The following is a 22,291-nucleotide window of genomic DNA, read 5'->3' as shown; positions in this document are numbered from 1 at the left end:
CTACATACAAAAGGCAAGTAGGATCAGGTGGTTCCCACTATGTAAAAAGGGACCGGTGGACAGTGGATAAGAGGGTATCTGATATGTATAATAGGTATGCCGGAGGGTAGTCCGGGAAACACCCAAGACAATCTTTTCTATACAGAAGAAACCCTCTGCCCGGTTATCACAACCAAACAGAGGGAAAGGTCAGAAATTATATTGTAATCAGGCAGCGTAATCAGTTGCTCTTCTGCCGGGTATCGGGGGCGTGTCTGTTTCCGCCTCTTCCAGTTCCGGTCTGTTGCCCTTGAGACTCTCTTCAATCCGCTTTTTCAACTCGTCACATTCCTGTTTGAGTGTGGTCAGTTCATCCTGTCTGCCCCATGTGCGGCTGACGATAGCCTGTAATGTGGGAAGCTCGCTTTCCTGTTTGGCTATGCGTTCACGCTGCTGCTTTATGATAGAAGGCAGTTTGTCAAGCGTGGCTTGCGGATAGAGTGCCGTGTCTGAAAAGCCCAATGGCAATGCACCGGAAATTCCGTAACGGTATTTCAGACCGCTTTTGCCCTCGACAAAGAAAGTGTTGCGGTCAAATGAGCCGTCAAGGTTATACTCGCTCTTTACCAAGAGGTCAAGCCCCATGTATGAGCCGATGACGGTATAGGCGTTCCCTCTGTATGTCTTTGCTATCCTGTGAAGCTCACGGCCTGTCTTTTCCGCCGTGTCCTCGCCGGTTGAGAGCAGGGAAACGATTTTGTCGCCGCTGTATGATGCCACATACTCAAGGTCATCTTCCATACGCTGAATAAAGGATGCCGCCTTTTCCGTGTCCTGTCCGTTCTGTGCGATCTTGCGCTCCGCACGTCCGCGCTCTTTCTTGAATATGGCAAACTCCTTTTCAAGCTGCATGATTTTATTGTCGAGCTTCGCCTTGTTCAGCAGGTCGGTATTTCCCGAAAGGATTGCCACGAACTCCGCAAAGTTCATGCCGTTGTCCTCGTCCATGCTGTCCTCGTCGATGCGGCGCACGGCTATCGTGCCGTTGTTTATCTGATTGATAAACATTTGCTTGTTCTTTAAGAGGTTGAACTTGTAGGCATCAAGTGTCTTTTCTGTACCATAGATTACCACATCCACGGTGTTGTTTCCCCACAGCTTCACGGTGTTGCCCTTGCGTACCGCCCGACCGTTGCGCTGTTCCATGTCGGCAGGTCGCCAAGGTATCTCAAGGTGATGCACCGCAACAGCCCTCTGCTGGGCGTTTACACCTGTACCCAACATGGATGTAGAGCCGAAAAGCACACGTACCCTGCCTGTGTTCATATCGTCAAACAGCCGTTTCCTCGCCCTCTCGGTGGTGGCGCACTGGATAAACTGTATCTCACCTGCAGGGATGCCGAGCATTATCAGTTTCTCCTTTATGTCGCAATAGATGTTCCACTCATTAGGCTTGTAGGTGGAAAGGTCGCTGAAAACGAACTGTGTGCCACGGTTTGCGTTTGAGCGCACATAGTAGTCATAGACCGTCCTTGCGCATATGGAAGCCTTGTTGTTTTCATCGTCAAGGAACTTGTCACCGAACAGCCTCATGTCGAGAGCCATTTTTCTTGCCACGTTGGTAGCGATAAGCATTTTAGCCTTGTCGAGATTGTCCGGTTCGGGTGTGTCAAGTCCCAGATCCGTCCAATTTCCGGAATTGGCGAATGACACAAGCCGTCCTATCATTTCTTCCTGTGCCATGGTCGGGGCATGGGAAAGGAAGCGCACGTTCTTCTCCGGCACATCGAGGTTAATCATGTCGGCGGTGCGGTAGTCCGTTATCTCACGCAGGAAAGCGGCGAGTTCCGGCACTTTGATGTAGGTGCGGAAACGCTCTTTGCGTTTGATGTTTCCTGTCACGTTCAGCTCGTAGTCGGCGCATTTCTTGGTAAATATAGCCGCCCATGCGTCAAAACAGCTTATCCTCTGCCGTTTCAGTTCATCAGGACGCAGATACTTGAACATCACATAAAGCTCCGTAAGGGCATTGACTACGACAGTACCCGACAGGAATGTTGCACCCAAATCGCGCCCTGTACGCTTCTGTATGTCACGGATAGCAAAAAGCAGGTTCGCAGCCCTTTGTGAGCCTTTCGTGTTGCCGATGCCCGCAACCCTCGTATGGCGTGTTTGGAACATAAGGTTCTTGAACATGTGGCACTCGTCCACGAAAATATGGTCTATTCCCATGGAGTGAAAATCCACCGTGTCATCCTTGCGGCTGTTGATGCTCATGCGTAGGTTGGCGAGTTTTGCCTGTAGGTTCTGCTGCCGTTTCTCCAATCCGCTCTGCATCCTGCCACTTCGGTAACGCATGGTGCTTTCCTCCAATACCTCAAGGCTACGCTCGACATCCTGCAGTTCTTCCGAAAATATCTCAAACATCGTTTCATCAGACTGCGGTATCTTGGCAAACTGGTCGTGTGTGAGAATGATGCAGTCCCAGTTGTTGTTTTGGATTTTTGAGAACACCTCTTTACGGTTGGCAGGGGTGAAATCCTCTTTGCCCGGATAGAGTATCTTCGCTGACGGATAAGCCTTTCTGAAAGTGTCTGCTATCTCATGCACATTGGCTTTCAACCCGATAATCACAGGCTTGCGCACAAGTCCGAGACGCTTCATTTCGTATGCGGCTACGCACATTATCATGGTCTTTCCTGTACCGACCTCATGCCAGCAGATGCCGCCGCCGTTCTGCTTAATCATCCAAATAGCATCCTTCTGTGAGGAATAGAGGTCATCGTAAGGGAACTGTTCAAACGAGAGACCGGGGAATGTCTGCGCCGAGCCGTCATAATGAGGACGGACATAACAGTTAAAACGCTCGTTGTAGGCTCTCACAAGGTCATCACGCACCTCTATGGGCTGGTTGTCAAGCCACGCATTGAACTTGCTGCGAATTTCCTGTATCTTGGTAGCCGCTTCCTGTATGGCTTCCTCGTCCGGCACACGCACCTTGTCACCATTGCGGTACACCTCTTTGGTGATTTCGGGCACGGTGTCCTGCAAGGCGTGAACAAACAAGTCCTCACCGTTATAGTTGCGGACAGAATAGGTGTGATAGGCTACAGCTGAATATCCCTGCAAGGAAACAACATAGGTGTCGTTCACATCGAAATACATAACCATGGTATCGGTCTCGAAAAGCTCTTTTGCAAAAGCGGCATACAGGCTTGAGTCAATCCAACGCTCGCCCATATTGATGTCAAGCTCCTCATAAGGGATTGCTTCGGGTGTCGCTTCTTCCAATGCTTTCAGCGAGGCTTCCGTATAATCCTTTTCGCTGCCCTCAAGTTCCTGCAGCAGCGACATGATTTCCTTGTGCTTCGCAATCACATTCCCGGCAATGAACTTACCTTTGTTCTCCCATTCTCCCGATATGGGGTTGTAGAATATTTCGCCTTTTAGGTCGTCTATGGCTTCCGTCTCGCTCCTGTCCGAGCTTCGTGCGATAAACGGCATATCCACCTTGCCGTAAAAATTGAGGCTTGTCGCCAACGCTTCCATTGGAGAAAGCACGGTCATGGTGTCTATCTTCTTGAACGCCACCGGCTCACGCATGATGTCAGCCTTGCCTATGGTATCGCCCGACTGCATTTCAATGGTGAACACCTCGACACCGAGGCTGTCAAGCATGATAAACTCCTTGTTGTCGTTGTCATGGAAATATCCCCACTTGGCTACGAACTTGTCATATAGGGCGTTAAGCCGTTCCCGCAGTTCAGGATGTTCCTGTTCTTCCTCACGCTCCTTGTTTGACAGCTCAAGATAGGTCTCACGGATAGGGAAATAGTCGTTTGCCCTTTCTTTCGCCGCTTCTATATCAGCCATAGGCACGAAATCCACGGCTACATCGGCATAACGGCTTGACTTGCGCATCTTGAGGTTGCCGAGCTGCCCCTCGAACATCACCATTGCGCCGTCTTTCATCCACCATGCCACGGTGTCGGTGTATGCACGTTTGCCCATATCTTTGGGCTTGGCGGTTATTTCCTCACCGAAAAGGTCAAAGAGCGACATCTGCCCCTGTGCGGTGTCCTGTCCGTCATTGATAAAAAGGCTCTTGCGGAAGAAACGGCTGAAGTCCATTTTGAGCAATGCGGAGAAGTATTGCCGCATCATCGCTTCCTCACCCTGCCACTGGTATTTCCTTACATACTTGCCAAACTGGTTCATGGAAATACGGCTGTCGGTGGCAAGTGCCGTCTTGGGCTGCATGAAAAGTTTGTTGGCATATTCCGTCACGATACCGTCCGTGCCGTTTTCCCTGCCTACCTGCATGAACAGCTGCTCACGGTGTGACAGGGTTGTTTTCCGTGTGTGCTTCTGGAACACCAACAGGTCAGTGCCTACCTCTATGCCGCCGGTCTCCATGAAGATGTTGTCGGGAAGCCGTAATGCGGTTATGAGGTCTGCATGGTTCACAAGGTACTCGCGCACGAACTTGTTGCCGGGAGTGTCGGCGATGCCCCTTGAGGTCACGAAAGCGAGTATGCCGCCCTCGTTGAGCAAATCCATGGACTTTATGAAAAAGTAGTTGTGTATGGTCTTGGTGGACTGCTCGTATATGCCGCCCTTTTTCCACATATCGGCATCGAACACACGGAAGTTTCCAAACGGAATGTTTGAGGCGATGACATCAAATCCCTTGTCCTGCAGGTCTTGTTCCCCGATAGTCTCATATCCTGCGCTTATCGTGGTGGCGTTGTCATGGAGAAGCGAGAGGATAAGCCCTGTGATGGCGTCTTTCTCAAATGCGTATGCCCTTGTTCCCTGCATGGCGGTTTTCATAAAGCCGCCAATCCCTGCGCTCGGCTCAAGGAAAGTGCGCATCTGCATACCGTTGTCCTTGAAAGTGGCGTGTATCTGCGCCGCCACGGTGTCGATGATGAACTGCGGAGTGTAGAACGCCGTCAGCACGGATGACTTTATGCTGTCAATGAGGGTTTTGTACTCCGTAATGTCGGACTTTGCAAAAGCAAGCAGGATTTCCTGCAAGCGTTTCATAGGCTCTGCCATGCCGTCGGGCATGGGCTTGTCCGTGCCGATGTTCAGCACCTCTTTGATGCCTCCGAACCCCGAATAAAGGGCTAATGTTTTTTTCTCGCTGTCAGTGGCTTGTCTGCCCTGACCGTGTACCGCCAAAGCTGTCTCTATGGCGTTTACGTTGTCGGCTAATGCCTTTTTCTTGTTGTATCTCATATCTGACCTTAATGTTGAAGATTTATTTCTTCCCTCACTTCCTGCTCCTTCCGGAGCCGTCCGTGAGGTGGTTATCTGCGCAACACAGGGGCATCTAAGAGGCTTTAGGGACAAGGTTTTCAAGATGATTTTACCGCCTGTCCGTAAAATCTCGCAGAAACTCCGTACAACCTTGGCTTATAAGCCCGGATGCCGAACTTCGCGCCGATAACCACCGGGAGTGACGGTTCCGGACAGAAAAGGATTTTTCTATAAATGGCGGAGAATTTTTATAAAAGGTCTGATTATAAAAGGCAGCGGCGGAAGTCGCGGGACTGGCCGCAGCAGAGGCACGGCAGCCCGGAGTGCAGGGGAAGTCGGGGCGAAGAGCGAACCGTGGGTGTCACCGACAGGCTGTGTGTGGAAGCATGACACACTCTGCCGGCCCACGCTCGCCCTGTGCCGGAGGCCGCCCGGACTTGAACGGAATACAGGGTGTCGGCGTGCCTGGCAGCATCGGGTGTCCTTGCGATCCGCCAGTGTTGCCGAAAGGCTATAAAGGGAGAATCGGTCATGTCGGACAAGTGTCATTATAAAATGGGCTATATGTTATAAAAGTAAGCAGGCGGAAGTCACGGGGCTGACAACAGCACTGGCACGACAACCCGGAGTGGAGGGTGAGTCGGGGTGAAGAGCGAACCGTGGGTGTCACCGACAGGCTGTGTGTGGAAGCATGACACACTCTGCCGACCAACGCTCGCCCTGAGCCGGAGGCCGCCTGGACTTGAACGGAATGCAGGGCGTCGGCGTGCCTGGCAGCATCGGGTGTCCCTGTGGCCCGCCGGTGTTGCCAAAACTTATAAAAGGCTCGTTCAAGGACATCATGTCTGCTATAAATGGATTTCGCATGGAAAAGGACTGCCGAATGTCAGCAGTCCCTCTGTCATGCTCAATCTTCCCAATCCACATCGGCATCTTCCATGATGCGCCGTAGGACTATGCGGCATCGTTCTGTGTCGGCTTCCTGTATCATCGTGCGGATGCTGCTGCGGTAGGTAGTGGAGTATGCGAGTTCTATTAGTTCCTCGTCATGGGCTGTCACTTTTTCTTTTTCCATAATCAGTGATTTTAGAGGTTTGATTGTCAGTATGCCGGTTTCTCCAGTACAGCTTCCGCCATCTGAACCCCGCCGTGCCACAACGTGATTGTGCCGGGAACGAAACCCATATCACCGTATGCAACGTGTTTCAGATAGTCCAGGTATTCCGCTCCCGAAAAATTCTTACCGCTGAGATTGCGGAATATCATCGGAATAGAAACGCCGTCACTACTTGACAGAACGGTTTGCCCGTCCTGCCTTATTTCATCCAGCTTGGCTTTGCTGAACACGATGTTGCGGTCATCTGTATTCATGGCACTAATCATTGTTCTTATAGATTATGATGCAATCCTCCACTTCGGTCGGCTGCCCGAACAAAGGGACGCTGCTGAAATACGGTTCCGCGCCCCCTTCTTCGCTTTCTGTGATGGGGACGACTACTTCGATGCCCTGTTCGCGGCAGATGTCGTCAATCTGCTTAATCTCGTCAGCGTTCAGGTTGCTTGCATCGCCATTCACCAGATAAGGCAATGCGTAGGTCGGGATTTTTTCGATACTCTTTTCCATTTTTTTGAATTTAACTGTTAGACTTGTGGAATGACCTTTTCCCTGCCTTAGCCCGGCTTGCGGTTCGGCCATTCCTGTTTTCTTGCGGCATTGAGGGGATGGTGGTCATAAGGGGAATTAGGCAAGGCCTTCAGAACGGAGTGTGCCTTGATGTTTGCCCTGCCACCTCCAAATTCGCCGCAGAAAACGGATGACCGGCCGCCGGATGAACTATGAGATATAAACGGTGATTATGATATTACAACCGGTGACAATCAGAATATATAAAGGGCTTGGTCGCAGCCGGTGAGCAAAAGAAAAGACGGCCGTAGCCGTCTTTTGAGAAGAGAGGTTGGGAAGCGTCACGCAGCCTTCTTCTTGGAAGTCTTGCCTTTCGCTGGCTTTTTGCCATCGGTTTTCTTTTCGGTGGACAGTTCGCTGACGGATGTTGCAACGAAGACGATGCGGCTGTGCTTGGTTCCGTCTTCCGATGTCCATTCTTCTGGACGGATGAAGCCTGAAACCTGGACGAGCTTGCCTTTCTTGAGAAGCTCGAAGGTCGATGCCTCTTCGGACTTGCGCCAGCACTCGCAGTTTACAAGGGCCGACTTGCGGGTGGTTTCGTCGCCGTTGGTTTCCGTGCGGCTGATGGAGAGGGGAAAACGGGCAACCGAGTTCTTCTCGAAGTTGCGGATGTTTGCGTTGACGGCTACGAAGCCACTGAGGTTGAAAGAGTTGGTGTTGTTTGTTGAAGTTGCCATAACTTTAAGTATTAAAGAGTTAAACATTTAATTTTTACGATGCAAAAAGATGACATGGGCATAGGGTAGCACCAGCGGAAGGTTCGGCAAATACTCTTTTTGTTGAGCCTGTGAAAAGAAAAAGGAAGATTTGTTGAAAGCCGTTGGTCAAAGGCAATGTCCGTCCCGTAGGAGCTAAAGCTCCGCCATGATCATAACTTCGCATCAGGAAAAATAAGTGTGTATGACTCGCCGTAATACTGTTGTGGTGACTTGACGACACCATACTTTACCGGTTGGCTGTACGTCATAGCGATTTCCGCATAAACTCGGGAACCGGATATTGCACGTTCTTTTCATTTTGACGCAGTACCGACAGCAAAGAGACGCCTCGAGGCTGTATATGTGAGTGCGGCTGTACGTGGACATATAGACCGCTACCCAAGAAAGGCTGGTCCATGGTCGATGCCCATACGGATAATGGATGATTGGAAAGATGACGGATAAAGTGCCGCAGTCTTTGCCACATCCGGTGAACCGCCTACAGAATATATCCGGCAAAAGTAGAAAGAGCAAGCCCAAAAGGAAATGCACGCTCCCGGCGTGTCTTCAAGGAAGGTACGGACTGACTGTCTCGGCGAACCAGTCTGCCATTAACAAAGGAATTATCAGGTAAAAGAGGGAATCACTGCGCAACCGTGTCCGGCGAGTATAAAGGGTGACCTTCAAAAAAGAAATATAACAGGAAATACCAGGACGGTACAATCCGAGCATGTTGCCCGGATTGCCGCATCCATACATTGGCACGTGTCAATCGAAAACAATCACTTCGTCCCGATGGGTTGCCATCTCTATGCCGTTTGAAAGCCGTACTACGACCTCTGTGCCGTAATCTCCAACAATCTGACCGTCACAGATGCCTTGATAGTCCTCTATAAGCGTGCAGTATGCGCCGATGATGTCCGATGTTTCTTCTGTCTCATACATGGTTTTGTCTGTGTTAAAGTTATTGGTTTTTATCCCTGCCTTTTCGCTTGTGCGTCGGGATTTTGAATATTACAGTGCCTGTAAAGGTGGCGCATGGCAGACAAGGCAAGGTTTTGGAGGGAAAGATAGAGCGAAGTCTCCATCTTGCAGTGACAAACACCGTGTGCCAGACCTTGACGATCTGACAGCGGCTTCTACCTTTGCACCGTAATATTCTGTAACCCCGACCGACAAGCAGGAATTGATAAATCCAAAATAGAAAAGGACGGAGCTGACTATATAAATGGACGGTCATGTATGGCTATAACAGGAAATCGTAGATATAACCACAGGTGAACTCCGTGGAATACAAGAGGAATGGCAACGGATGATTTAAGAAAACAGGCAGGGGCTTCCCTGCCTGTCCGTCATTATCCCCCCAAATAGCAAGAGGCGTCTTTGCTGTCCTTGTTTATGGTGGTATAGTACAGGATTTCATCGACGCTGTTTAATCTCCGCCACCCGTTGTAAATCCGTTCTCCGTTAAAGTCGATAATCGAAAGACGGCAGTTGTCCACTCCGTCACGGCTCCGTTCAGAGTCAAAGGTAATGCTGATGCCGTTAGCATAGGTCAGGTATAGCGAAGTGTAGTTTATCTTTACCAATGGCTTTTTCACAGAGTTGCTACCGTTGAAATATCCTGCGGCAAGCAAAAGCTGTTCGGCGAATTTCACTGCTTCGGCAGAGTATTTCACCATGGCTGACCTGATAGAGATTTCGTCATGGCTGTTTCCGATGAAGTTATATGGCAATACCCTGTTACGATACGAGAGCAAGAACGGTTCGTGGAGCTTCTCCTTTATCGGGAGGTTTGTTGCCAAGTATTCCTCTTTCGTGACGATGTAGCTGTCAGTCATCTCTTCGTTCATGTAGATGCAGTAGGCTCGCTTCGCACGTTTGCGTTTTTCCTCATAGGCTCTTTGTTCCATTTCATCCATGCAGTTGTATTTATGTCGGGGAACACGCTTTACCGCATTGACAAAAGTGGGGGTCTTGCAGTACCCGAACTTTTCTGCAAATTCGGGTACTGTCCCTATAAAATCATAGCCTTTCCAGTTGTACTTATTCATCTTGTTATAAATCATTGGTTAAATAGTTGCAGGCTGTAAGGACGAAATCTTCAACACCAAATTCAGCGAGAGATTTAAGGTCTTCGATACCATCGCAATAGAAGAATATCTTTTCATCAGTGGCATCGTCCGCATCTGAGGACAACTTTACGGTTACAGGGGACGGCTCGACAAATTTTTCATCTTTCCACACGATTTCACACATCGCATAAAGCGGCTCTGTTCCATGCTCGGCACAAAAATCTGCATAGAGTTTGTCTATATCCTCTTTGATTTCATCAATATCAGAGAGGACAACACCGTTGCCACAGTCATCACACCATCCATAAACAAACGCTTCGTCCGTATAATTCCGGAAAGATTTGTCATTGGGGTTAATCATGGCTTCACACGCCACATTCATACCTCCGCATTTTGTACATATCACTTTCATATTTCAGTTTATTTATTTCCCTGCCTTTGAAGCCTTCTAACTTCGCCGTAAGGGTTTGTTTTACGTGCGGTTCAAACGGGGGAGGCAAGAACATAAGGCAAGGAACCGGGAATGAAATTTTATGAAAAGCCGGAATCTCTGATTCTGGAAAGTTTCCGTCAAATTTCATCGGAGGTAGCACGGCGGTACTTGAGCGGTGTTCGTCCACCGTAACTTTGCACAGGAAAACAAACCGTGGCGATGTCACGGCAAGCAGATCCGGCTTTATACAGGGATATTGGATGGGTAAAATAGGATAAGCATGAAACGGAATTATAAAAGGGATAGCCCGGATATGGTTTTGAAGTATAAGACCACCCGTATTATAACGGATGGTCTATGCTTAGGTCTGTTATTCTGAAGCTCTCTTGCTTATCAGTGTCAGTTGGCTCGGACGGTCTGCAAACCAATAGGCATCACTGTCAAGGTACACACATCTGTCACCGTTCCATGGCTTGCCGAAAGCCAATATCTCACAAGGTCCAAAGACCACACCGTAATCGTTTGTGAACGCCACCATGTCGCCTACTTCCAAATCAAATTCGGTAGCGATAACATCCGAAAGTCTGTTGTAAAACACAGAACCGTCTGCTTCTTGTTTCTCTCTCCATTTCAGAAATTCCTCTTTATGACTTCTTGTCTGGGGTATCGGTGATAATTCTGAGGCAAAGACCTCCGCTTCGGAATGGCGGCTTGCAATCAGAATAATGCTGTCCTCATGTACTTCTTCAGGAACGGAAATGACTTTGTAGTCACCGCTGGATATGCCGTTATCGGGGTCATTCCAATAAAGAAGGTTGCCTGCCTTGATAAAATCATATTTGCTCATTGTCTTATAAATTTTGATTGTTATTATTTCCCTTTATTCGGCCTGTTTGCGACCGCTGGGATTTATTTTTCTGCAATAAAGAAGGAGGCTGGGGCAATCCTGCAAGGCTGATACGAAAAATACGCTCGACGGAGAAGAGGAAGATTTTACGGTTCACTCGCGACTACAGTCGGCATTGACATGATTGGGAAAGCCGATTTACCTTCGTAGAAAAATAGAATCCTCCACAGGGCGCAGAGAAAAAGCTGCTGGAAGCCTTATAAAAGAAAAAAGATTATAACCGGATAACTTGCAAAGGTTTTGAACAAATCCTTGTACCTTATAACATGGCGCAACTGTCGGCAGACTGAAATTCAGTAATGAGGTTGTGCCTCATGTTCTTCATCATTTTGCCTTAAACTCATTTATATTACCCGCCACGCTTATATTCTTATTCACAGTTTTGGGGAGTTGTTCTTATGTATGTCCTAAATGCTGTCATAACGACAGAGAACCTGACATGCTATTATAACATCCTCGATTGTGAAATACTATAGAATTAGCCAAAATGACTTTGGCATGAAGTTTGCGATTTTTTCATTAAATTAAATTTAAGAAACAATGAATAAGTACGTAAAAGAGGCAAGAGTGTATCCAGCTATCGTGGGAATGATAATCCCCATCATCTTGACTACATTGTATGTTACATCATTTGTACCCGATACCATTGAGGTATGGAAGTCGATAATTGCAAAAATCGGATTATTTATCCCGGTGGCTTTGATTTATGGCGCATTGGCCTATTGGATGCGTCAACTTTTTATCGATGCCTCTAAACTGTTGTTTCAGTTCCGCCTGTTTAAGGAAGATGAAACAGAGATGCCAACAACAAAACTTCTTCTATGGAGCAGTGATATGAGGAAGTCTGAAACTGAAATAAAACAGATTGCGGCAAAAGTGAAGGCTGACTTTGGTATTCAACTATTGTCAAAAGATGAAGAACTTGCGAATCCATCCGAGGCTAAACGTGCTATTGTTGATGCTGTTGGAAAGATAAGAGAGGTGACTCGTAAAAACGAAAATCTTCAGCAGTATAATCGAAAGTACGGATTCTGTCGTAATTATCTTGGAGCTTGTGTGTATGCTATCGGCACAATCATTCTTGCACTTATTGTGAATCTAATCTTAGATATGCCATACACAAGGATATTGTTGGTGGCTTTATTTGTTCAGGTTTTGTTTGGTTTAATAGATTATACATCCTACAAATCTAAAGCCAATGATTATGCAAGGGCTATGTATAACGCATATATTACTGGAGAAGAATATGAAAGAGACTAAAAATGGACTAAAATATGAATACGAAGTCCTGAAAGTAGGAGATGCTGATGCAATACTTATCAGACACTATATTGGTGATGAACAGTTCATCGTACTGATTGATGCTGGTAATGCAGGTGATGCTGCTATAATAAAAAAGCATCTGAATGATTATTATGGAAGTTACTATATTGACTTGGCAATATGTACACATCCAGACAGTGACCATAAAGATGGCTTCTTTGACCTCTTTTTAGACGAAGAAATTACTATCCAGGAATTATGGCTAACAGATCCTGCATCTTTCATTGACGAAAACGATATACAGCGTTATCGTAACCACGATAACGCTGTATCGGCTGTTCGTAAAATATGGAATAAGTCAACTGACGATAATTTGAATTTGATCGAATTGGCCATTGATGAAGGTTGTGACGTTTACAATGTTGTAGATGGCTTCAAACATGATAAACTTCCAATATGTGTTGTAGGTCCTTCTGCTGATTATTATGTTGAGGTAGTAAAGGCTATGGTGGCAAACTATGGTATAAAGACATACGAAGATAGCTCAAAAGAAGCATACGACGATGCGTTCAAGATTGATGAGAAGGATATAAAGAGTGTGATTGACAATGAAGAAGACCCATCTCCTTACAATGCTTCCAGCCTTATTGTCTTGTACGAGCCTGGTGATGGTAAAAGACTACTCTTTGCTGGAGACGCAAATACTACCTCTCTTCAGATGATGCTGGACAAATATAAATGGTTGAGAAATGTTGAGTTTCTTAAAGTTCCTCATCATGGAAGCCGTAGGAATCTGAATACGTCAATCATAGAGAATCTTTCTCCGAAAAAATGCTATATATCTGCTGCTGGGAACAAAAAACACCCGAGTGGGCGTTTAGTATATTGGCTTGCGAAATATGGGGATGTTTACTCTACTCATGTTTGCAATTCCTTTATTCATTGTTCGTCGGCAGCAATGCCAGATAGGTATGGTACAATAAAACTATCTCCATTTAAGGAAAAAAAATAATGCCACACTAAATCTATTCGCTTCAATTCTTACAACACTAATTAATTTATCACTAATTGAAATGGGGCTATGTTACGGCCCTATTTCAATTAGCGTAAATTAGCGATTCCTAATTAACACTCTGTGCATTAGTAATAAATCCAGTTAATCGGAAATTTTGTACTCGTGGATATAGCAGTAGGCATGTGCGTATTTTTTTCTCCATTGTCCTACAATCGCATCCACATCTAGCTTTGACTGGACTTGCATATCGCAGATTTCCTCCAACCACTCATATACACTCTGCAAATCTGTAAAATACTCGGTGTAGTATTCCTTTTTTGAAATGCACACTTCGACAACAAATCTATCAGGAAAGTATCTGCCTTCATCGTCATTGGTATAATACAGAGCCATTCCTGGTTCCTCCGACCGATATAGATAGTTTAATGTCGGATATTTCCTACATACCACATCGAGCGTCTCATTGCATGGAGCCCATGCTGTTTCTGTATTGAAAGTAAGCACTCTGCCGTCAAACTCTAAATCGTTCCAGCTTCCACGGCAAGATACATCTTCACATTTTTCGCCAAGGGCATCAACAAGACATCCCAACCAAGTAGTCCCAAATCCATTCGGAACAGAAGGGTCTTTTGACTCCTGTAGCTTGTTCATCAAGTCATAGAGGCTTTGTAATTCCTTTGCGTCGCCCTCTATCGCATACGCTGTGCAGCACCAGTTAGGCATATTCTTAAACTTTAATTTGTTAAACTTGTTCCCCTTTACTCAAGGTCTTTCGACTTCTCCTGAAAGGATTGTTTTCATGTGCCGTCTCAGACGGAGAGTGAAAGGACGACAGACAAGAAATCAAGGATAAAATTTTATAAAATGCCGGAATCTGTGATTGCGGAAAGTTTCCGTCAAATTTTGCTGAAGATAGGGAACGCTTCTTGGTGGACGTTCTCTCTCCGTAACTTTGCACACGAAAACAAACTTTCGTGGGAATCGTAAATGCTGAAATCTCTATAAATGGAACATCATTAACACAACGTGGAAACAATAAAAGAAGAGACCTTCAAAAAAAAGAAAAAAGACCTTATACGAAACAAGTCAGAAAGTCGTGTTATATATACACGAACTGACTGACTAATATTTTGACTTGATTAAAGACGGGGCTCTACGATGACAATGAAATCGAATTCGGTCAAAAGACAAAACAAGTCAGAAGTCATGTACTATATATACATGAACTGACTGACATATTTATTGACCTGTTCATGTATATCTTTGAACAAGGTCGAAAGCAAAGACGATTTTGGATGGGTATAAAAAAGGAGGGAAGCGGATAATTGGTCTTATTTTTTTCTTTGAAGGCAAAAAATAATTCCAAGGAAAAGGTAAAAGTAGTATATTTGCAACTGTCTTTCAATTATAAATCAGGCTAATTTTTTTCGACGAATATGTTACCTTTGTGTTAGTCGTAAATTTATGCAAGTTTGAATTGTGTTGATATTTAGATAGTTATAGTCATAGTTTTAGGGAAGTATAAAGTATACGTGTGTAAGTAACGAATTTAAGTAAAATTTAACACAAATCGTCGCATTATGCAAACAGAAGAGCAAAAAAAAGAGCACATCGTATTAAAAGGTCAAACGATGTACCTCCCCACCGACCTAAAAAAAGAGTTGGTAAAATTGAGGGTCATGATTAGGATTTTGGCCCAAGCGTCAGACAGCCAAGAGCATTGCATTGATTTAGAGGAATACGAGCAGCGTATGTATGTGCTTAATTGGCTGATTGAAGAGATTGATTTCAAGTAACCCAAACAACATTTCGTATGGAAAGAATAACCAGAGAAGATTTAAGAGGCATGGCGATGGGTGAGACACGCACGTTTATTCTGCCAAACGCCCAGCAGTGTGACAACGGAAAATCCACGGCCTACCAGATGCAAAATCTGTTAGGGTGCAAGTTCAGTGTGCAAACGGATTATGCCAAGAATGAATTAACCATTACCAAGAGCGCGATATGATTAACACCAGGCCCCAAGTCGAACCCGATGGCCGTTACACCGTGCAGGAAGCGGCAAAAGCGTTAGGCGTGGAACGACACACCATATATCGCTATTTTGACAGTGGTAGCCTCAAATTCCGTGTGCGAAAGGCAGACAATCGAAGAGTGACAACGGGCAAATGGATTGTCGAATGTTGGGAAGAAAACTATTTATAAGTTATGCCAATAATCGGAACTATCATTGAAATTGTACTTTGCATCGGACTGATAATCATTCTGGCAAAGGACATCAGAGAGTTAGCAAAAGAAATGAGTGAATAATCATTTAATTTTTCAGTCGTATGAAAACAGATTTTAGCGTACACATTCATGTGGATTTAGGCGTAACGCCTGAATTGGTGGCATTGGTTAATGCCGTCATTGGCCACAGACGGATGCCGACCGTTGAGGCCCAGAATCCCGAACCGTCAGCAAGTGAGCAACCAGAAGCCGCCGCCCCTGCAAAGAAGCGTGGCCGTAAGGCAGAAACAGCCGAAGCACCAGCCCCAGAGGTTGAAGCCCCGGCAGAAGAGGCAGCACCAGAACCCGAACCAGAGGCAGAGGCCGAAGCCCCAGCCGAGGAAGAACCCAAGGAACTGACAGAGCAAGACATCCGCGATGCCATGCACCGAACCCGTCAGCGTATCGAGGGCGAGAACTACAAAGACGAGACGGATGGAGAACTTTATAAGAAGTACCACCGCCAACTGACATCGTGGTTTAAGAACACAGCCGCTTTGTTAGGCTCAGACAAGCCGTCAGCCCTCATTACAGAAAAGGGCCAGGATGAGGCGCGACAATTCATTGCAGAGTGTGAACGTCTGGAAGTATTGGAAGATGGCACAATCGGAATTAAAGAGGCATTTTGAGTTATGGCAGGACACGCATTATTAAGCCCGTCAGCGGCCCACAGATGGCTCAATTGCACAGCCGCCCCACGTCTGGAAGAGAACATTGCCGACAGCGGCAGCACCTTTGCAGAAGAGGGTACATTGGCACACGCCTATTGCGCCAAGCACCTCAAAGGATTTTTGGGTTTGCCAACAGTCGATGAGGATGCCGAGATTAAGCAGCTTTTCGACAAGTACCACACGGGAGAAATGGATGAGTACACCGACACGTACAAAACGATCGTGCTGGAAAAGTACAATGCCGCCCGTGCCAAAACACCCGATGCCCAATTGTTGGTTGAGGTCAAATTGGATTTCTCAGAGTGGATGCCAGAGGCATTTGGCACGGCCGATGCCGTTATCATTGCAGATGGCACGATGGAGATTATTGATTTCAAGTATGGCAAAGGTGTAAAGGTGTCATCCGTCAAGAACCCACAAATGCAGATTTACGCTTTGGGCGCATACTCACAGTTTAGTTTTGAGTACAATATCCAACGTGTAAGAATGACCATCGTACAGCCACGTATTGACAACCTGAGCGAGTATGAGTTAAATACCGTTAATTTGCTTGCATGGGCAACGTACCAACTCATGCCGAAAGCCAAAGAAGCGTTTGAGGGTAAAGGCCACCAGATACCCGGCGAATGGTGTCAATTCTGCAAGGTCAAAGCGACCTGCAAGGCATTGGCCGACCTCACATTTGCAGCCGTGAAGCAGCACCCCGACCCAAAGACAATCAGCCCCGAAGAAATGGCCAGCCGCGTTTTGCCCATGTTAGACACAATCAAGACATGGATTAAGGGCGTGGATGAGTACACATTGGAGCAGGCATTGAACGGCCAGAAGTACCAAGGTTTCAAGTTGGTTGCAGGGCGCAGTGTCCGCAAAATCACAGACCAAGAGGCCGTGATGGGCGCATTATCCAAGGCAGAGTTTGCCGAAGATGCCTACATGAAGCCAAGGGAACTGAAAACCATTACCGATTTGGAGAAAATCATTGGCAAGAAACGATTTGCCGAGATTTGCGGTGAGTGGATTGACAAGCCCCAAGGCAAGCCGACGTTAGTGCCTGAATCTGACAAGAGGCCGGAGTTAGACACCGACGATTTTTCCAAAGTTGATTTAAGCGAATAATAACTAAAGTTTAATTTTTAATTTCATTACAACTATGATGAAACCAAACATTTTGCCCAAGAACGACGAGCGTACAGTTGTAATCGGCCCGTGCCGATTGAGTTACACACATCTTTTCGAGAAGTACACCGGCCCCGATGGTGACGATAGCCGTGCCAAGTACCAAACGGGCATACTAATTCCGAAGAGCCAGAAAGAGACGGTTGAAGCCCTCAAAGGCTGCATCAAAGCCGCCTACGACCAAGCCATTACAAAGTATTGGGGAGGTAAGAAGCCGAAGATTGACGAAACATCGGATGCCTACCCATTGCGTGATGGTGAGAGCAAAGACGATGAAGCCTACCAGGGCCACGTTTACATCAACGCCAAGACAGGCAAGAAACCCAGCGTGACCGACCGAAGCGGCCAGCCCATCATTGATGAGGATGAGATTTACAGCGGCGTGTGGGCATGGGTATGTGTCACATTCTATGGCTACAAGGTCAATGGTAAGTGTGGCATTGCAGCAGCTTTGGAGGCCGTGCGTAAGTGCAAGGATGATGAGCAGTTTGGCGGCAGCGTCAGCCAGAGCGAAGCATTTGGCAATATCCCGATGGATGATGAAGATGATGAGGATTTGTAAACCGTGAATGATTGGCCGTGGGTGGTGGTAGTGGTAACACCCACATGGGATTAAAGGCTTAGGACACCCACGGCCATTCTTAAATAACAGAGAGAATGAAAGAATTAGGAATTGACATCGAAACGTACAGCAGCAACGATTTGGCCGATTGCGGAGTTTACAAATACGTTGAAGCCCCAGATTTCATGATATTGCTTTTTGCATATAGCGTGGATGGTGGCCCCGTCGTATGTGTGGATTTGGCGCAGGGTGAAGAATTGCCAGCCGATGTTATGGCAGCACTCACAGACCCATCCGTGACAAAGACAGCGTTTAATGCTGCATTTGAGCGTATTTGCATCAGCAAGTGGATGGGATTGCCAGAGCCATTGCCAGCCTCACAATGGAAATGCACGATGGTACGTGCAGCCCGTATGGGTTTGCCGCTGTCATTGGGGCAATGCGGTGAGGTGCTGAAATTGGCCGATGGTAAGATGAAAGAGGGCAAAATCCTAATCCGTTATTTCTCCATCCCGGCCAAGAACGGAAAGAGGCATTTGCCAAGCGACGCGCCCGACCGTTGGGAGGTATTCAAAAAGTACAATATCAGAGACGTGGAGGTTGAGCAACAGATTTTGGCCAAAGTGCGCCGTCTGGAGGCCCCTGCATTTGATGATGAGTTGTACATTGCCGACCAAGAAATCAACGACCGTGGCGTGATGATTGATTTGCCGTTGGTTGAGGCCGCTGCAAGGTTTGACGATGAGTTTAAGGCCGAGTTGCTGCAAGAGGCAAAGACCATAAGCGGATTGGAGAACCCCAACAGCCCAGCCCAATTGAAAGCCTACATTTCCAAGGTTACGGGCATGACCGTGGCCAGCCTCAACAAAAAGAATCTGGATGAGTTGGACGGCCAATTGAAGTATTGGCCAAAGGCCCAGAAGATTTTGGCATTGCGCCGTGAAATGGGTAAGACCAGCAATAAGAAGTATGCAGCCATGTTGAAATGCGTTTGCAATGATGGCCGTATTCACGGGCTTTTGCAGTTTTGCGGTGCAGCACGTACAGGCAGATGGGCAGGCCGATTGGTGCAAGTACAGAACCTACCACAGAACCATTTGGAAAGTCTGGACGATGCCCGTTATTTGGTACGTCAGGGTGATTTGACAGAGTTTGAAATGAATTATGCTAACGTCACTTATGTACTCAGTGAGTTAATCCGCACAGCGTTCATTGCAGCACCAGGCCACACATTTCATGTATGCGACTTTTCAGCCATTGAGTGCCGTGTAATTGCATGGTTGGCAGGTGAGCAATGGGTGTTGGACGTGTTCCGGAAAGGCGGCGACATCTATTGTGCCACGGCAAGCCAGATGTTTAACAAGCCCGTAGAGAAGCACGGCCAAAATGCTGAGTTGAGGCAGAAAGGCAAGATTGCAACATTGGCATTGGGATATGGAGGCGGTGTGTCTGCATTGGAGGCAATGGGTGGCAAGCGTTTAGGTTTGGCAGAATCCGAAGAAAAGGAAATCGTGAATCTTTGGCGTAATTCCAACCCCAAAATTGTGAAGATGTGGGCCACGATCGAGAAAGCTGCTATTACAGCCCTAAAGACGGGAAAAACCGTACCCGTACATCGTGGCATTGAGATTGGCAAGCGATGGGGGATGCTGACAATAACATTGCCGTCTGGCCGTGTTATCTGTTACCCCAGAGCGAATGTTGGCATTGAATATGGTGACGGATGGCGTGGCGACCATGAAATTATTGAGTATGAGGGTTTGAACCAAACCACTAAGAAATGGGGCAACGTCAGAACGTATGGCGGCAAACTCACAGAGAACATTGTGCAAGCCATTGCCCGTGACATTTTGGGCATTGTCATTCTGAGGGCCAGGCAACAGCACCTCAACGTGGTTTTCCATATCCATGACGAAATTATTGTTGAGGCAACGCCCGACCAGACGTTGGCCGACGTTGAGGCACTGTTTAGCACCCCGATTGGTTGGTGTGCGGATTTACCACTCAAAGGTGCAGGTTACACCACACCTTATTATTTGAAAGATTAGTTTAACAACCCCTAATTTAATTATTGTATGACAGAGAATCAGAAACTAAAGATGGAACTTTTGAAAGAGTTTGCCATCAGTGACGAACCAAAGAGCATCGAGGTTTGCCGTGAAATGTACAAATTCATGGTGGAAGATGAAGCCCCGACCCCATCAGTACCGACAAATGGCAAACACCCAAAGGATGGTGTTTACTACATTTGCGACGATGAGAAAAAGACCATTGCGCCGTACAAGGCCACGTTGACACCCCCAGAGGATGCAATGGGTGTTTTGTTGGTGCAAGGTGAACGCAGTATCATTATTGCACTCCGAGATTGCAACGATGGTGAGGAAACGACGTTGACCAAGCAGAAAGACCCGTCGAACCTCAAAGGCAACTACATTGACACCTGCATTGATGCCGTGTCCGATTGGAACGGCCAGAAGAACACCGAACATCTAAAGGCCGTCGGACTGTCTGACAATATCAGCCTGAGCGATGGTTGGTACATTCCAAGCATTGGTGAAATGCTGTTTATCTTCACACATCGTAAGGAGGTCAATGCAGCATTGGAAAAAGCAGGTGGCCAACCCATTGCCGATGATTGGTATTGGACTTCGACCGAGTACAGCGCGACCAACGCATGGACTCTGAACCTCAACAACGGCGGCATGAACACCATCACTAAGGCCACGGGCACGTATCGAGTGCGCCCCGTCTCAGCATTTATTTCTTAATCTTCAAACTTTAATCTTTGGCACGGCGAAAGCCGTGCCGATAATAGGCAAACGACAATGAAAGTAACATTTAAGCATACAAGGCAAACAAGAGCCATTGAAGAGACCATTGACACCAAGGTTGCAGTCCAGATGGCTAATGACAACAACGGTGCAGCCATTATTGATAATGTAGATTATCCCGTTTATTACGTGGTCAAGGTACAAGTGAAAGTGTGGTGTTTCTGGATTACCATTTGGGAAAAGCATTGCGACATTTCCGATGGTGACACACGCCAACACATTATTAACGAAGCAAATGATTTTCTCAAAACGATGGAGGGCCAGGACGATGAAAACTAAAAAGCAAAAAACGGCATTTCGTACAGTTAGAGTTATTCCCCGAATACGCTTTACCACAAGGGAAGGGGAAAGTAACGAACAACCCCAGAATGTGAAAGATAACAAGTAACCGACAGCAGCATCATGGCATTTGTGATTGACCTTTTCCATCAAGTCGTTTATGAGTACGACCGTCATACAGTCGTGGCCGATTTTACCGACCAATGGCCCCAATATAATGTGTACGACCCTAAAGGACGATGGATAGGTTGTACAAATTCCGTGTGCGAAGCGAGTTGGAAAGCGAATTGCAGACAAATAATCAAGCATACCCCTTTATGATTGTTTTATCCTTATTTGACGGCATGAGTTGTGGCCAGATTGCATTACGCGATATGGGCATACCCGTCACACGCTATTATGCAAGCGAGATTGACAAATGGGCAATCAAACAAACTCAACTCAATTTCCCGGACACCGTGCAATTAGGCGACGTGCGTAACGTCGAGGCACGGACGTTGGGGCATGTTGATTTGCTCATTGGAGGAAGCCCGTGCCAATCGTTCAGTTTTGCAGGCAAGCGTGTTGGCATGAGTACGACAGCCCATGAAAAGGTGCTGACATTGGCACGTTACATGGAACTGAAAGAGCAAGGATTTGAGTTTGCAGGGCAAAGTTATCTGTTTTGGGAGTACGTGCGAATTTTGGCAGAGGTCAGAGAGGCCAACCCCAACGTGCTTTTCATGCTGGAAAACGTGGAAATGGGCAAGCAATGGGAGGCCGTCATTGACCAGGCATTGGGCGTGAAAGGTGTGCATATCAATTCCGCGTTGGTATCGGCACAAGTCAGAAAGCGCATCTATTGGACTAATATACGAACATTCCAAGCCGATTTGTTTGACGTGCCGGAAAGTGCAATACCACAGCCGAAAGACCGTGGCATTTTGCTTAAACACATTCTGGATGATGAAGTGCCAGACAGATTTTATTTGAAGCCAGAGACCATTGAGAAGTTATTGCAGCATAAGCAAAGGAACAAGGCCAACGGCAACGGTTTTGGTGCAAAATTCCATCAAGGGGGAGACTGTCCGAAAACTATAGCCACGTAGGTTAGATTCGTTACCAGTCGTGTGATTTTGTTTGTTTTGTTATAGTTGTTTAACTCAGAATCGTCTTTATTCTCAAGTATTTTTCGTACCTTTA

The 22,291-nt window shown here is 46.8% G+C and carries 24 protein-coding genes; 13 read left to right on the top strand and 11 right to left on the bottom strand.

Features of this window, described 5'->3' with window-relative positions:
- Positions 1–207: 207 nt before the first annotated feature.
- Positions 208–5,223, bottom strand: a complete 5,016-nt coding sequence (locus CIL02_RS11400; RefSeq protein WP_094401815.1) for an N-6 DNA methylase — start codon at positions 5,221–5,223, stop codon at positions 208–210.
- 407 nt (positions 5,224–5,630) lie between these two features.
- Here CIL02_RS11400 and CIL02_RS16385 point away from each other — a divergent pair, with 407 nt between their 5' ends.
- Positions 5,631–5,798, top strand: coding sequence for a hypothetical protein (locus CIL02_RS16385; RefSeq protein WP_170935083.1), 168 nt, complete (start codon positions 5,631–5,633; stop codon positions 5,796–5,798).
- Between the two features lie 112 nt (positions 5,799–5,910).
- On the opposite strand, the gene CIL02_RS16130 is transcribed toward CIL02_RS16385, so the two are convergent.
- The 9 genes from CIL02_RS16130 to CIL02_RS11360 form a co-directional block, all read right to left on the bottom strand.
- Entirely contained in the window at positions 5,911–6,111 is a 201-nt protein-coding gene (locus CIL02_RS16130; RefSeq protein WP_141210222.1) for a hypothetical protein, read from the bottom strand.
- 40 nt (positions 6,112–6,151) lie between these two features.
- Positions 6,152–6,319: a hypothetical protein gene (locus CIL02_RS16380; protein WP_170935082.1), complete on the bottom strand. Its 168-nt coding sequence runs from the start codon at positions 6,317–6,319 to the stop codon at positions 6,152–6,154.
- Positions 6,320–6,345: 26 nt separating this feature from the next.
- On the bottom strand, positions 6,346–6,627 hold the full coding sequence (locus tag CIL02_RS11395; RefSeq protein WP_240513664.1) for a hypothetical protein: 282 nt from the start codon (positions 6,625–6,627) through the stop codon (positions 6,346–6,348).
- Positions 6,620–6,868 carry a hypothetical protein gene (locus CIL02_RS11390; RefSeq protein ID WP_094401911.1) on the bottom strand — a complete coding sequence of 83 codons (249 nt, stop codon included), beginning with the start codon at positions 6,866–6,868 and terminating at the stop codon, positions 6,620–6,622. The genes CIL02_RS11395 and CIL02_RS11390 overlap by 8 nt, the downstream gene beginning before the upstream one ends.
- A 341-nt stretch (positions 6,869–7,209) precedes the next feature.
- A complete protein-coding gene (locus CIL02_RS11385) occupies positions 7,210–7,608 on the bottom strand; it encodes a single-stranded DNA-binding protein (RefSeq protein WP_094401813.1) in 399 nt (132 codons plus the stop codon).
- Positions 7,609–8,397: 789 nt separating this feature from the next.
- The gene (locus CIL02_RS11380; protein ID WP_094401811.1) at positions 8,398–8,574 is read right to left on the bottom strand and encodes a ribonuclease P; all 177 of its coding nucleotides are present in this window, start codon (positions 8,572–8,574) and stop codon (positions 8,398–8,400) included.
- Positions 8,575–8,984: 410 nt separating this feature from the next.
- Positions 8,985–9,683 (bottom strand): hypothetical protein, encoded by a 699-nt coding sequence (locus CIL02_RS11375; protein WP_141210221.1) that lies wholly within the window; start codon positions 9,681–9,683, stop codon positions 8,985–8,987.
- A gap of 4 nt (positions 9,684–9,687) precedes the next feature.
- A complete protein-coding gene (locus tag CIL02_RS11370; RefSeq protein ID WP_240513662.1) occupies positions 9,688–10,116 on the bottom strand; it encodes a hypothetical protein in 429 nt (142 codons plus the stop codon).
- Positions 10,117–10,507: 391 nt separating this feature from the next.
- On the bottom strand, positions 10,508–10,984 hold the full coding sequence (locus tag CIL02_RS11360) for a hypothetical protein (RefSeq protein ID WP_094401806.1): 477 nt from the start codon (positions 10,982–10,984) through the stop codon (positions 10,508–10,510).
- A gap of 600 nt (positions 10,985–11,584) precedes the next feature.
- Here CIL02_RS11360 and CIL02_RS11355 point away from each other — a divergent pair.
- Together CIL02_RS11355 and CIL02_RS11350 are read left to right on the top strand one after the other, a co-directional pair.
- Positions 11,585–12,304, top strand: coding sequence for a hypothetical protein (locus tag CIL02_RS11355; RefSeq protein ID WP_094401804.1), 720 nt, complete (start codon positions 11,585–11,587; stop codon positions 12,302–12,304).
- Complete coding sequence (locus CIL02_RS11350; RefSeq protein ID WP_094401803.1) at positions 12,291–13,319, top strand: ComEC/Rec2 family competence protein; 1,029 nt, start codon at positions 12,291–12,293, stop codon at positions 13,317–13,319. Before CIL02_RS11355 ends, CIL02_RS11350 begins: the two co-directional genes overlap by 14 nt.
- Before the next feature lie 144 nt (positions 13,320–13,463).
- Here CIL02_RS11350 and CIL02_RS11345 read toward each other — a convergent pair whose 3' ends face one another.
- Positions 13,464–14,045, bottom strand: coding sequence for a hypothetical protein (locus CIL02_RS11345; protein WP_094401801.1), 582 nt, complete (start codon positions 14,043–14,045; stop codon positions 13,464–13,466).
- An 857-nt stretch (positions 14,046–14,902) separates the two neighbouring features.
- Here CIL02_RS11345 and CIL02_RS11340 point away from each other — a divergent pair.
- The 10 genes from CIL02_RS11340 (at position 14,903) to CIL02_RS11295 (ending at position 22,197) form a co-directional block, all read left to right on the top strand.
- On the top strand, positions 14,903–15,118 hold the full coding sequence (locus tag CIL02_RS11340; RefSeq protein WP_094401799.1) for a hypothetical protein: 216 nt from the start codon (positions 14,903–14,905) through the stop codon (positions 15,116–15,118).
- Between the two features lie 17 nt (positions 15,119–15,135).
- Entirely contained in the window at positions 15,136–15,330 is a 195-nt protein-coding gene (locus CIL02_RS11335) for a hypothetical protein (protein WP_094401797.1), read from the top strand.
- A complete protein-coding gene (locus CIL02_RS17005; protein ID WP_094401795.1) occupies positions 15,327–15,527 on the top strand; it encodes a helix-turn-helix domain-containing protein in 201 nt (66 codons plus the stop codon). Before CIL02_RS11335 ends, CIL02_RS17005 begins: the two co-directional genes overlap by 4 nt.
- Positions 15,528–15,652: 125 nt before the next feature.
- Positions 15,653–16,219 carry a hypothetical protein gene (locus CIL02_RS16550; protein WP_094401793.1) on the top strand — a complete coding sequence of 189 codons (567 nt, stop codon included), beginning with the start codon at positions 15,653–15,655 and terminating at the stop codon, positions 16,217–16,219.
- Positions 16,220–16,222: 3 nt separating this feature from the next.
- A complete protein-coding gene (locus CIL02_RS11320) occupies positions 16,223–17,377 on the top strand; it encodes a DUF2800 domain-containing protein (RefSeq protein ID WP_094401791.1) in 1,155 nt (384 codons plus the stop codon).
- Between the two features lie 34 nt (positions 17,378–17,411).
- On the top strand, positions 17,412–17,999 hold the full coding sequence (locus tag CIL02_RS11315) for a DUF2815 family protein (protein WP_094401789.1): 588 nt from the start codon (positions 17,412–17,414) through the stop codon (positions 17,997–17,999).
- A gap of 95 nt (positions 18,000–18,094) precedes the next feature.
- Positions 18,095–20,047, top strand: coding sequence for a DNA polymerase (locus CIL02_RS11310; RefSeq protein ID WP_094401787.1), 1,953 nt, complete (start codon positions 18,095–18,097; stop codon positions 20,045–20,047).
- Between the two features lie 51 nt (positions 20,048–20,098).
- Positions 20,099–20,767, top strand: a complete 669-nt coding sequence (locus CIL02_RS11305; protein ID WP_170935081.1) for a DUF1566 domain-containing protein — start codon at positions 20,099–20,101, stop codon at positions 20,765–20,767.
- Positions 20,768–20,824: 57 nt separating this feature from the next.
- Positions 20,825–21,109 carry a hypothetical protein gene (locus CIL02_RS11300; RefSeq protein WP_094401784.1) on the top strand — a complete coding sequence of 95 codons (285 nt, stop codon included), beginning with the start codon at positions 20,825–20,827 and terminating at the stop codon, positions 21,107–21,109.
- Positions 21,110–21,384: 275 nt separating this feature from the next.
- Positions 21,385–22,197, top strand: coding sequence for a DNA cytosine methyltransferase (locus CIL02_RS11295; protein WP_240513660.1), 813 nt, complete (start codon positions 21,385–21,387; stop codon positions 22,195–22,197).
- The last annotated feature ends 94 nt before the right edge of the window (positions 22,198–22,291 follow it).

Source organism: Prevotella sp. P3-122 (assembly GCF_002251365.1).
Classification (GTDB): Bacteria; Bacteroidota; Bacteroidia; order Bacteroidales; family Bacteroidaceae; genus Prevotella.
Note: the sequence above shows the minus strand (reverse complement) of the source record. Positions and strands in the feature narration are given on the sequence as shown.